11 protein-coding genes, 1 pseudogene and 1 riboswitch are annotated in these 13,095 nt (G+C 30.7%); of the genes and pseudogenes, 11 read left to right on the top strand and 1 reads right to left on the bottom strand.

The features are described from left to right. Positions 1-418 precede the first annotated feature (418 nt). A riboswitch (purine riboswitch) is annotated at positions 419-516 on the top strand. A 283-nt stretch (positions 517-799) separates the two neighbouring features. Together guaB and guaA are read left to right on the top strand one after the other, a co-directional pair. Beyond that, positions 800-2,248, top strand: coding sequence for an IMP dehydrogenase (gene guaB / locus B2W91_RS06030; protein ID WP_291579415.1), 1,449 nt, complete (start codon positions 800-802; stop codon positions 2,246-2,248). Between the two features lie 118 nt (positions 2,249-2,366). Beyond that, the gene (gene guaA, locus B2W91_RS06025; protein WP_291579414.1) at positions 2,367-3,896 is read left to right on the top strand and encodes a glutamine-hydrolyzing GMP synthase; all 1,530 of its coding nucleotides are present in this window, start codon (positions 2,367-2,369) and stop codon (positions 3,894-3,896) included. A gap of 84 nt (positions 3,897-3,980) precedes the next feature. On the opposite strand, the pseudogene B2W91_RS06020 reads toward guaA, so the two are convergent. Then, positions 3,981-4,826, bottom strand: a pseudogene (locus B2W91_RS06020) (site-specific integrase); the annotation flags it as partial. A gap of 77 nt (positions 4,827-4,903) precedes the next feature. Here B2W91_RS06020 and B2W91_RS06015 point away from each other — a divergent pair. From B2W91_RS06015 to B2W91_RS05975, 9 genes are all read left to right on the top strand, one after another. Next, positions 4,904-5,104 carry a hypothetical protein gene (locus B2W91_RS06015; RefSeq protein ID WP_291579412.1) on the top strand — a complete coding sequence of 67 codons (201 nt, stop codon included), beginning with the start codon at positions 4,904-4,906 and terminating at the stop codon, positions 5,102-5,104. Between the two features lie 256 nt (positions 5,105-5,360). Beyond that, entirely contained in the window at positions 5,361-6,032 is a 672-nt protein-coding gene (locus B2W91_RS06010) for a response regulator transcription factor (protein ID WP_291579411.1), read from the top strand. Positions 6,033-6,120: 88 nt separating this feature from the next. Continuing rightward, positions 6,121-7,038 (top strand): ABC transporter ATP-binding protein, encoded by a 918-nt coding sequence (locus B2W91_RS06005; protein ID WP_291579410.1) that lies wholly within the window; start codon positions 6,121-6,123, stop codon positions 7,036-7,038. Then, positions 7,039-7,794, top strand: a complete 756-nt coding sequence (locus B2W91_RS06000; protein ID WP_291579409.1) for an ABC transporter permease — start codon at positions 7,039-7,041, stop codon at positions 7,792-7,794. A gap of 74 nt (positions 7,795-7,868) precedes the next feature. Further along, positions 7,869-8,756 (top strand): sensor histidine kinase, encoded by an 888-nt coding sequence (locus B2W91_RS05995; protein WP_291579408.1) that lies wholly within the window; start codon positions 7,869-7,871, stop codon positions 8,754-8,756. Positions 8,757-9,302: 546 nt separating this feature from the next. Further along, positions 9,303-9,428: a transposase gene (locus B2W91_RS05990; RefSeq protein ID WP_291579407.1), complete on the top strand. Its 126-nt coding sequence runs from the start codon at positions 9,303-9,305 to the stop codon at positions 9,426-9,428. A 232-nt stretch (positions 9,429-9,660) separates the two neighbouring features. Beyond that, entirely contained in the window at positions 9,661-10,932 is a 1,272-nt protein-coding gene (locus B2W91_RS05985; RefSeq protein ID WP_291579405.1) for a helix-turn-helix domain-containing protein, read from the top strand. Between the two features lie 400 nt (positions 10,933-11,332). Next, positions 11,333-11,488 carry a hypothetical protein gene (locus tag B2W91_RS05980; protein ID WP_291579403.1) on the top strand — a complete coding sequence of 52 codons (156 nt, stop codon included), beginning with the start codon at positions 11,333-11,335 and terminating at the stop codon, positions 11,486-11,488. A gap of 535 nt (positions 11,489-12,023) precedes the next feature. Further along, positions 12,024-12,323, top strand: coding sequence for a hypothetical protein (locus B2W91_RS05975; RefSeq protein WP_291579400.1), 300 nt, complete (start codon positions 12,024-12,026; stop codon positions 12,321-12,323). The last annotated feature ends 772 nt before the right edge of the window (positions 12,324-13,095 follow it).

Below are 13,095 nucleotides of genomic sequence, written 5' to 3'. Positions count from 1 at the left end.
TATATTGCTAGTCTTTAAAAAAGTTACTATGTAACTTTAAGAAATAATCAATTTTAAATTTCTCAGTGGTAGCTGAGAAATATCCACAACTGTGAATTGTGCACTGTGAACTGTGAACTGTGAATTAAATTTTAGTCCAGATACTAATAAGCGCTAATTATTTTCTGAGATATATTAAATTAAAAAGTGGTACATCTATAGATGGTAAACAAGTATGTTATTTCCTTTCAAATTTTCAAATTTTCCATAAGAATAAAAAAGCATTTATAGATTATTATTCCATAGTTATAATTTAAATTAAATAGAGGTATATAATTAGATGAACTTTTTATTAATTTTATTCTTTTTTAATGTTGACAAACTGCTGAATATTAAATAGAATAGTTTTAATAAGTTACGGAAATAACAAGAATAGCATTAAATATTAATATATTTAACTCATATATCCCTTGAATATGGCAAGGAGTATCTACCGGAAACCAAGAATTTCTGACTATGAGTAAAATTGGTATACTTATATTTGAGTTTTTATTAATGGAGCTTTTATTGGGTACTAATTTTACTTAGAGGGAATAAGTAGAGTTAGTATTTTTTATTTGCTATGAGTTTCAAGTTTAAGTATTAAACATATTTAATTTAGAAGGTCTAATATTATGAAGAAATTATTAAAACTTTATAGCAATTAGGGTTAGTTAATTTTCTTTATACATGGACAAGTTATTTGCTGCATAAGTATGTATTATTTGTGGAATACAACTTATGAGGGAATTTAAAAATTATAATTAGGAGTGAGGATATAATGGCAAGAATATTAAAACAAGCATACACATTTGATGATTTATTATTAGTTCCAAATAAATCTGAAGTTTTACCTAAGGATGTTTCTTTAGCTACTAATTTAACTAAAAAGATAAAATTAAATATTCCATTAATGAGTGCAGGTATGGATACGGTAACTGAATCTAAAATGGCAATATCTATGGCAAGAGAAGGCGGAATTGGAATAATACATAAAAATATGAGTATTGAGGCTCAAGCTAATGAAGTTGATAGAGTTAAGAGACAAGAAAATGGTATAATTACAAATCCTATATCATTACCTAAGGGTAAAATAGTTCAAGATGCATTAGATTTAATGGCTAAATATAGAATATCAGGAATACCTGTTACAGAGGGAAAAAAATTAGTAGGAATTATTACTAATAGAGACATAGTTTATGAAACAGATTATACTAAGAGTATTGAGGAAGTAATGACAAGCAAAAATTTAGTTACTGCACCTCAAGGTACTACTGTGGAAGCTGCTAAAGAAATATTGAAAAAACATAAAATAGAAAAATTGCCATTAGTAGATGATGAAGGAAATTTAACAGGATTAATAACTGTAAAAGATATAGAAAAAACAGTTAAATTCCCAAATGCAGCTAAAGATGAAAGAGGAAGACTTCTTTGTGGTGCAGCAGTTGGTGTAACTAAAGATATGATGGAAAGAGTAGATGCATTAGTTGCAGTAGATGTTGACGTTATAACTATAGATACAGCTCATGGCCATTCTAAAGGAGTTTTAGATGCTGTAAAAACTGTTAAAGAAAAATATCCAGAACTTCAAGTTATTGCAGGAAACGTTGCTACAGCTGAAGCTACAAAAGATTTAATAGAAGTTGGTGCAGACTGTATCAAAGTTGGTATTGGACCAGGATCAATTTGTACAACAAGAGTTGTTGCAGGAGTTGGAGTACCTCAATTAACAGCAATTATGGATTGTGTAGAAGAAGCAAATAAATATGATGTTCCAGTTATTGCTGATGGAGGACTTAAATATTCAGGAGATATAGTTAAGTCACTTGCTGCTGGGGCTAAGATTTGTATGATGGGTTCAATGTTTGCAGGCTGTGAGGAAGCACCAGGAGAAACTGAAATTTATCAAGGAAGAAGTTATAAGGTTTATAGAGGAATGGGTTCTTTAGGAGCTATGGCTGCAGGAAGTAAGGATAGATATTTCCAAGAAGATAATAAGAAACTTGTTCCAGAGGGTGTAGAAGGAAGACTTCCATTCAAAGGACCAGTTGTTGATACAATTTATCAATTAATTGGTGGTATACGTTCAGGAATGGGATACTTAGGATCAGCTACACTACCAATACTATATGAAACTGCTACTTTCGTAATTCAAACATCAGCGGGACTTAGAGAGAGTCATCCTCATGATATTTCAATCACAAAAGAAGCTCCAAACTATAGTGCTTAATCATCTTATGATGATTAAGTTCTTTAATTCAGTTATAATAGAATAGCTAGTAAAGGCGCTAGCTACTTTATTAAAGACTGATAAAGGAGAAATCAATTTTAAGGAGGAAGCTAAGATAATGAAAAGAGAACTTATATTAGTTGTTGATTTTGGCGGACAATACAATCAACTTATAGCAAGAAGAGTAAGAGAAAATCATGTTTATTGTGAAATAGTTCCTTATACAATTTCTGCTGAGAAAATTAAAGAAATGAGTCCAACAGGAATAATATTTACTGGTGGACCAAACAGTGTTTATGGAGAGGATGCTCCACAAATAGATAAAGATATATTTGAACTTAACATTCCAATACTAGGAATATGTTACGGTGCTCAATTAATGGCCCATACATTAGGTGGAAATGTTAAAACAGCAACAGTTAGAGAATATGGTAAAACTGATGTAAATCTTCAAATGAATAATAAATTATTTGATGGAATATCTGAAAAACAATGCTGGATGAGTCATACTGATTTCATAGAAAGTGCACCAGAAGGATTTGAAATCATAGGAGATACTAGCGAATGTCCAATAGCTGCTATGTGTAATGAAGAAAGAATGTTATACGGAGTACAATTCCATCCAGAAGTTCAACATACACTATTTGGAGAAAAGATGATAACAAATTTCTTATACAATGTATGTAAGGTAGCTGGAGATTGGTCAATGGCTTCTTTCGCAGAAGAAAAAATAAAAGAAATAAAAGAAAAAGTTGGAGATAAAAAGGTATTATGCGCATTATCAGGTGGAGTAGACTCATCTGTTGCAGCAGTACTAGTACATAAAGCTGTTGGAAAACAGTTAACTTGTGTTTTTGTTGATCATGGTCTTTTAAGAAAAGACGAAGGAGATCAAGTTGAAGAGATATTTAGAAAAGGCTTTGACATGAATCTTATAAGAGTAAATGCACAAGATAGATTCCTTGGAAAACTTAAAGGGGTAAGTGATCCAGAAAGAAAGAGAAAGATTATAGGAGAAGAGTTTATTAGAGTATTTGAAGAAGAGTCTAATAAACTTGGAGAAATAGATTTCTTAGTTCAAGGAACTATATATGCTGATGTTGTAGAAAGTGGAACAAATACATCTGCAACAATTAAAAGTCACCACAATGTAGGAGGACTTCCAGAAGACATAACTTTTGAACTTATCGAGCCATTAAGAGAATTATTCAAAGATGAAGTTAGAGCAGTTGGAGAAGAACTTGGAATTCCACATCATTTAGTATGGAGACAGCCTTTCCCAGGACCAGGTCTTGCAATAAGAGTTCTTGGAGAAATTACAGAAGATAAATTAGAAATAGTTAGAGAAGCAGATGCTATCTTCAGAGAAGAAGTTGCATTAAACGGCTTAGAAAGTGAAATATGGCAATACTTTGCTTGCCTTCCAAACATTCAATCTGTTGGAGTTATGGGAGACGAGAGAACTTACTGTCATACAGTAGCATTAAGAGCAGTTACATCTTCAGACGGAATGACTTCAGATTGGGCAAGAGTACCATATGAAGTATTAGATAAAGTTTCAAGAAGAATTGTTAATGAAGTTAAAGGAGTAAACAGAATTGTTTATGATGTAACTTCAAAACCACCTGCTACTATAGAGTGGGAATAGTTTAAGGAGAGCCATAAGTCCTTGCGTACCAAGGGTTTACGGCTCTTTTTCTGTTTCTATTGCACTTTCATTGCACTTTTTTATTCAGAAGCTAACAGTGAACTGATTCTTAGGTGAAATATCTCTATTCTCTGATGGAGAACTATACTGAATGACACCTTTCAACTTATGAGCGACTTCAAAGTTACTGTTTGGATATAAATGCCCATAGGTTCCTAATGTCGTTTCAATATCTTCATGCCCTAGACGGTCTTTAATGATTAAGGGATTCTCTCCCATGCTAATCAAAAGAGAAGTGTGGGAGTGTCTTAAAGCATGGGTCTTAATTCTGTGTATGCCTGCCATTTTAGAAACTCTTGTAATGGCATGAGCTATGGTATGTTTTTGTGTTGGAATCCCATTGTAACTCATTACATAGCCTGTTTTGACGACTTCACTCTGAACTTTCCTCCATTCTTTTAAATTTTGCAATGTATCGTCATCTAGTGCAATGCTTCGGATATTTGCTCTAGTCTTTGGTTCAATGAAGGAATATTCATTTTGATTCTTGTAATACAAAGTTTTCGTGATACTTAGTACACCAGTATCAAAGTCCATATCTTCCCACTGTATCGCTGTGGCTTCACCAATCCTCATACCTGTCATAAACAGGAACCATAAGGAGATAAAGAGAAAGTGTTGGTAATAATCTTCTTTATAAATAAGAGAAATGACTTTTTCAAATTCTTCTTTTGTCCAAAAATCTACTTTTGTTTTTACTTTTTTTACATTTCCAATTATCTTTGATGGATTGATTTTGGCTAGTCCTAAAACAACGGCTCTATCCATTGCTAATGAAAATAACCCTTGCATACCTCTGACATAAGATGGACTAAGTTTTTTAGATAGTTTTAGCTACCAACTTTGCACATTGATAGGTTCAAAAGATGTTCTTATCACGCTTTTTAGTTGTACTAGCAAATAAGAAGTTATGCCACTATATATTAACAGGCTTACGAAATTTTGACATGGGAGATTACCCAAAGATTGTTCTTTATGACATTGAAAAAATTGAAAATAATATACGAGCCATTTATCTTAAGTATGATTCAAACCTTGATTCTTATATAAATGAAACAGAGAGAGGTGAAATTGAAAAGTATGGTACGTATGAACCTTTTGTTCGTGACTTGTTGAAAGAAAAAATGTATCGTGAAGTCAAAAGGTGAAGGATTGAAAAGTATAATAAAGAAATGGTATGCTCCCCATAAGGTAGACAATTCCACTGTCTACTTTATGGGGAGTTTTTCTACCGTTTATTTCCGATACACTTGGGAGAAGTACCTTTTCTTATGTCGCAGTATGGACGAACTACACATTAAAGTATTTCTATATATTGAGACTGATGTTAAAATTAAAGAAAAATAAAATTTAGAGACTTTTTTATAAAAAAATTAAGTATAATTTTTTAGGAGTGATAGTAGCATGAAAAAGATATTAATTGTAGAAGATGATGCACATATAAGTGATATGCTTCAGGACTTATTGACACAAGGAGGATATGTGACGAATGTTGCTTATTCTGGAACAGAGGCGCTGATGTGCTTTCGCCTTGAAAAATATGAACTTATCCTATTGGACTTAATGTTGCCAGGGAAAACAGGATATGAGGTGTTAACAGAGATAAAGGCAGAAAGTAAGATTCCAATTATTGTTCTAACAGCAATTGATACGAAAGAAAGTACAGTTTCTTTACTTAAATTAGGAGCGAATGATTACATAACAAAGCCATTTGACAATGAAGAGTTACTTGCCAGAATTGAAGTGCAACTGCGAAATATAGTAACAACTTCCCCTGATACCCTTCATTTTAAAAATATTACTTTAGACCTCGAGCAATTCGACGCTTCTGTTAATCAAGAGCCTTTAAACCTTTCCAAGCGAGAATTTGAAATTTTAAAATGTCTGATGGAGAATCCCAAAAAAGTATTCACGAAAAATAACTTGTACAAAAGTGTTTGGGGTGAGGAATTCTTCGGAGATGATAATACTATCAATGTGTACATCAGTAAAATTCGCACAAAACTAGCGAAAATAGAGTCCAAGAAAGAATATATCCAAACTGTTTGGGGGATTGGCTTTAAAATGCAGGAGTAAAGTTTAAGACTTTTTTAAGATTTTTTTTATGGTTTTTAAAGACCTCTATTATATTATAAAATTATCAAATATGAGAGGTGAGTCAAAAATGAATGAAGTGGTGTTAAAATTAAAAAATGTAACAAAATCATATAGCGGCAAAGTAGCAGTTGATAATGTAAACATGACTATTCGAAGAGGAGATATTTACGGTTTGATTGGTCGTAACGGCGCAGGGAAAACAACCTTAACCCGTCTTATCACATCACTGACATTTGCAGATAGTGGTGAAATAGAATTGTTTGGTGAAACGACGGAAAGCGGACTGCAAGAAGCACGAAAAAGATTAGGTTGTGTGATTGAAATACCGGCATTATATCCGAATCTGACTGCTTATCAAAATTTGGAGTACTATCAAAGGTTAAAAGGAATTCCTGATAAGAATGCCATTATAAAGACTCTAGAAATTGTGGGGCTTTCGGATACAGGGGAAAAAAAGGTTAAGAATTTTTCCTTAGGAATGAAGCAGCGTTTAGGGATTGCTCTTGCTTTATTAAATAATCCTGATTTTATTATCTTGGATGAACCGATAAATGGACTTGATCCAATGGGGATTATTGAAATGCGTGAAATTATTAAGCGCTTAAATGAGGAATATCATATTACTATTATGATTTCAAGTCACATTTTAACAGAACTTTCCCTTGTAGCAACACATTACGGCATTATCGATGAGGGGAGAATGGTGAAGGAATTTACCCATGAAGAGCTGACTGAGCAGTGTCAAAGAAGTCTTGCGATTATGGTGGATGATACTGCCAAAGCGGCTTCTGTATTTGAAACAGTGCTGCACACGAAAAACTTTAAAGTAATCAGCGGCAAAGAGATTAGACTTTATGATTATCTTGATAATTCTTCTGAAGTGAATCAACAGCTGGTATCAAGCGGAGTTTCTGTTGCAAGCATTACAGAAGTTGGAGATAATTTGGAAGATTATTTTATGTCATTAGTGAAGGGAAGAGAGTAAATGTTAAATATGATGAGAGCAGATGTACAGAGAATTTTTAGAGGAAAAGGAATTTATTTTACTATGGCAGCCATAGTTCTTTTCATTTTCATGCATGTCATTGGTCAATCCAATGTGGGAGATACGACACTGCGTTATGCTGGAGTAAGTATGCCTTTTTATATGATGGGAATAGCTGAAAATGTAGTTTTTGCTATGATACCGATTGTTATTTTTATTGCTGCAGAGGATTTTACTACAGGAACTGTAAAGAATGTTTTAACAAGTGGGACCTCAAGAATCCACTATTATATTTCTAAACTAATCCTAGCATTCTTGTTTTGTATTCTCCTCTTTGGGCTGCACGTTTTTGGTGGTACAATCATTGCAACAGTTGCTCATGGTTTTGGTGGGACTTTTGATATGGATTTTGTAATAAGTATTCTGAAGCCGTTTTCGGCACAACTTTTTCTATTGCTGGCTGTTACTTGTGTGGGGATGTTCTTTGTATTTGTTACAAGAAAAACATCAGCTGTAACTGGGTGGTTCGTTGGTTTTATCATGGCACCTCTACTTATCATTCAAATGCTAGCTCCAATAAATGAGAGATTTATAAATTTATTGGATTTTGAACTTATTACAATGATTACTTCCCTTGCTTCTTTCACAGAGCTTTCTATGGGGGATATTACCAGAATACTTTTAACGGGTGCAGTTTACATATTGATTAGTACAATTGCTGGAATGATGTTGTTTAGAAAATGTGAAATTAAGTAATGAAAAAGGTGAAGATGCGGAAACAATCAAGTTTTTGCATTTTCACTTTCAAATGTTTATAGGAGTTGGTACCATTGATAATTATTACGATTTTCCTAGGCTTAGCACTTTTGTTAAGTTTGATTTATATTTTTAGGTTGAAAAGAGATATTTCCTTAATAAACAAATCGTTGGAAACAATCAAAAATTCCCATACAAATATGCGTTTGACGACAATTACTTTTGATAAAGATGTTTGTGATTTATCTCTTGCGGTGAATGATGTATTGGATAAGCAACAGAAGCTTGTAATGGAAAGTGAAAAAGCAAACCGTGAGTTTCGCCAAGGAATCACTAATATTTCTCACGACTTAAGAACTCCTTTGACCTCAGCTGTTGGATATGTTCAAATGATAAAATCTAACAAAGTAACAGAAGGGAAAAAGTTAGAGTATCTTGATATTATTGAAAATCGCTTAAAATCATTGGCAACTCTTATGAAGGAGTTATTTGAATATACCCAAGTAGTGGAAGGGAAAGTTCAGTTGAATCTTGAGAAAGTGAATGTTTGTAATGAGTTGCGTGATCAGCTGTCTTCTTTCTATGAAGATTTCAGTCATAAAGGATTTCAAGTGGAAGTTGATATTCCTAACACATCTGTTTTTGCTCTTTGTGATGTTCATTTGTTGCGAAGAATTTTCCAAAACCTCATTAAAAATGTACTAGTTCATAGTACAGAGTATTTTGAATTAATTGTCCGACCAACCGAGCGTACCATTGTTTTTCGCAACAAAGTGTCAGATTTAGAGGGACTTGAGGTAGAGAGATTGTTTGAGAGGTTTTATACAACAGACGCTTCAAGGAGCAGTAAAAGAACTGGTTTAGGACTTGCTATTACAAAGGAATTCGTGCTAAGTATGGATGGGGAAATAAATGCTTATGTTGAAGGGGATATGTTGAGTGTTAGCATTATGCTTCCTTAAGAGATTTTCTTAGAGAATATACAATTAAAAGTAATGTTATGTTTCATGGAGTTAAAATAGAGATACGTTTATATCTTACTTAGTATCTCTATTTTTATTTGGCTATATAGAACAAATATAATTTTTCTAATTGCACAGTTTCTTCCTTTTATTAAAAGTCAAGATATTTCTTAGAATGTATGATAATAGTACATTTCTATATAATGTCAGACATTATATAGGATAAAAAACTAAGGATAGATGAGCTTAGTACACATTGCTCTATCTATCCTATTTTTTATAACAAATGATCTTATTTACTACTACAACAATCGGTAGCTTCTTTTACTGTGTATTTCTTTAACTGATTCAGTCCCTTGTTTTCGTATATTTATGTTTCAAATGATTTAGCAGTATTGCTGTTGTAAAAAACACACCTGTTGTTGTAGTAAATGATGTCATTTAGAGGTCTAATAAATTAAAAAGTACACCACTATATAAAGAGCATCCTATTAAGTAGACAGAGTTAAAAAGGCTATGTAAAATCTACTTAATGGGGTGATTTTTATGTCTAAAAAAACTAAAACTTATTCTTTAGAAACTAAATTAGAAGCTGTAAAGATGTATTTAGAGGATGACATTGGTATTACTACAATTGCCAATGAACAGACTTGGGGACTTATTATCAATTAAGTAAAGGATTATCCCTCTTAATGTAGAATCATATTAAGGTAGAGAGTTTATAAATAAGGAGTTAGATACATTGGAGAGGTTATCACAGAATTAGCAGCAAGCAAAGGTAGTACATCTGATTGTAGTAATTTTTATGAAAACTATGGAGAAGGGCTGAAAGAACATTTTTTAGAAAAATATAAAATTGTATAGTAAATTTTAGGTTTCTTCCATAAAAGGGAGGAGAATTACAATGTATTTTAAGAATGAAATTTTACATCCAGGAGATAAAATAAAAAAATTAAGGATAATGCTACATGCAGCACAAAAAGAACTTTCAAGTAAAAACATAAGCCGAAATTTTATTAGTGCAATTGAAAATAAGAGAGCTTTATTAAGTGTTAATGCAGCTAGGGTTATTGCTGATAATTTAAATAAAATAATAGATGATGGAGAATACAGATTGCCACATATAACTTCGGAGGAACTACTTTTAAGTGAAGAAGAACAGGCTATAAGAATTGTGAAAAATGGAATAAAAGAGCTGAGCAAGCATAAGAATGCATCAATAGAAGAGTTTAAAGTGAAAGTTGATGATATTGAAAAAATAATCAATTCATATAACATACCAGAAGATGTAATGTATAATTTTTTTGAAGCTGTTATTGAATTTTATTATAATAATTTCTGTTATGACATGGCTGAAATTTATATATTAAAAAAGTTAGATTTATCATCAATAGAACAAAATAAAATAGAATATATTGAATCATTACTTACTAAAATGAAGATATATATAAAGTTAAACAAAGATTCTAGTATAGTACATCTAGGTGAATATATATTAGAATTTATGAATAATAATAAAATAGATAATGAAATATATAGAAAAAGAATATATTTTAATGTGGCTCTATATTGTAAAAAATTGAATAAGAACAAAGAAGGATTGTACTATATAAATAAACTTAAATCAGAATTTAAGCTTACTGAAGAACAGCGTAGTGATGTAGCGCTTGTAGAAGGAAAACTTTATCGACAAATTGGAAATTACAAACTCGCAAAAATAAAACTCCATGAATCTTTAGAATTAAGTAAAAAAGTGAAATGTAGTGGAAGTATAGTAATTGCATACAATAGTTTAGCACATCATTACTGGTTGTTAAAAGATTATGGAAGAGCTAAGTTTTATGTTGATATGGCAATACAGGCTAGTAATGATAATAATGCTGATGATGAGAGATTAGCACAAATCTTTCATGAGGCTTTTACTATTTATTTAAATTTCGATGAAGATAAAATGCTTTATTATTTTAATAAAACATTAGATAGGGCATTCTTGATAAGTAATAATGAGATAATATCAGATGCAATAAACAGAATATTTGATTATTTTGAAGCGAAAAATAACAAGAATAAGAATTTAGAAATATTAAAAATTGTAAATGAAAAAATTAAAAATTATGATAAAAAAAATGAGTTAGGAGAAATATATGTAAGAGCATTTAGTTACATAGATTTTTAACTATAAATAAGTTATTAAAATAATAAGTGATAGAGGCGTTAAAAATAAAAAAAGAATTGGTATTTAGTATTAATGGGGTTAGTAGCTGTTAATACACTTTATGGTACTGTATTTGTAAAAGAATTAAGAACTATTAATAGGAATTTATACTAGCCCATTATGGTGTGCGCAGGCGCAGATGCTAAACCATGATAAACTAATTATAGAGTTTTCTTTGTAGGGATAGAAAATAACAAAAATAATCGGAATTTCGAAATAAAAAATAAATTTTTCATAGATATGTATAGTTATTTAAAAGTAAATATAGAAATAGATGCAGGCAAATTATTATATAGGGCAGTTAATTAATTTACAAATATGTTAATTAATTTTATTATAATTAGTATAGGGGGAAATTTTTATGAGGAAGAAATTTATTTCCATAGTACTTAGTGGAGTGATTATGTTAGGATTTTTTTCAACTAGCATAACTACTGATAAGAATTTAGAAAGTGGTAAAATGCAAGATCAAATTCAATTAAGGCTATTAACTGAAACAGATCCTAATCCGTGGTAAAAATAAGAGCAGACCATACATAAGCTATGTATGGTCTGTTTTTATTTTTGCTAAAGGGTAAGTGAGTTATGAATTTTTTACTTACTTTTTAGACATTTTTAGATATTGATTATATATGTTTAAATAAACTATAATTTATTTATAAAAAAATATTCTTTTTGTTAATTTTTGATTTGTTTTCAAAGTGAGAAAATCATGATGCTTAATAGTGTAAGGATTTTGCAGTAGAGAATTAAAAGATAGTATATTATCTTTAGACGATAAATTTATATTTCGGAATATTCTTGAAATATAAATTTGAAATAGATGGAAACTCTAGTCATCAGGATTGGCTAGAGTTTTCATTTCATTCGGCAATAATTTGGTAAATGGTGAAGATTTGAACTCAATCCAATGGTAGAAAGAAATTATAATCAAACCGATTGAAACAAATGTTTTAAGTGGAATTGGATAAGTTCTCCAGATTCTAGTTGTAAGAACTTTATTATAATAAAAGTTATATCTGTATAAATGAAGTTCATAAGGGGGATTGGAAGTGAGGGAAATGCTAATTTTGTTTTCTTTAAGCGTTACAGTTATAAGTGGAGCGGTTTATACAGCTTATGAAAAAATAAAATATACTTATGAAAAAAGAAATAATGAAATTGAGATACTAAAAAGAAAACTTGATATAAATAATTCACTAATAGAGAAGAAGTTAAATGAAATAAATGAAATGTTGAATATAGATAATATAACATTTAACCCAACACTGAAAGAAGAGTCTGAAGTTACTAGAAATATAGTGAATACAAGCATTAATGGAGCAATATCATCGGTGCATGAAGCACGTTAATCATATTTAGAGTGGGGAATTTAGAAATGGGAAAATATATAGAGTTAAAAATGGAATTAAGTAAAAACTATAAAGAAATAGCAGCAATAATAGCAAAAGACTATGTGATATACGGTAGTTATTATAAATTATCACTTATATACGGAACGTGTAAAGCAAATTTATGTAGATTGGTAAATGATCATTCAGAGTATATACAAGAGAATTATCCTGAAATTTATAAAGAGTATAGCTTAAAGATAGAAAAAAACAATAAAAAAAGAATTAAAACCATGAATAAGAAAAGAGAAGAATCTAGAAGCAAGCCAAGAGAGTATTTATTATGTCTTGATAATAAAGCTTTCAAAGAGTTACCAAAACAAATAGAATACNNAAAATTTAATACTGGTGACTTAAGCGGTGTAGATCTTATAAGTATAGCAGCTAGAAATGGAGTAAAAGTGATTAATTAACTAATTATTTATCATAAATTCACAAATGGTACTATGACAAAGTATACATTATAGAAAAACATAATAGTGGAACTGTGCAAGAAATTAGTTCAAGTGTATATATAGTTTTAGAAGTGCAAAAAACAATGTAATTTAGTATACTCATATATACTTAAACCTGGATTTAGTTACTAACTTATTGTAATGATGGAGGGAATTATATGACCATAAATTTAATATCCATATACATGGCTGTGATTTTTAGTTGAAATACTGAGAAGCATAGCCAACTTTTTTTTACCTACGGAAAACTTAAAAGAATGCACAATGCACAATTCACA

It is taken from the genome of Clostridium sp. UBA6640, from assembly GCF_002455975.1.
Taxonomy (GTDB): domain Bacteria; phylum Bacillota; class Clostridia; order Clostridiales; family Clostridiaceae; genus Clostridium_J.
This window is presented reverse-complemented; position numbering and strand designations above follow the sequence as displayed.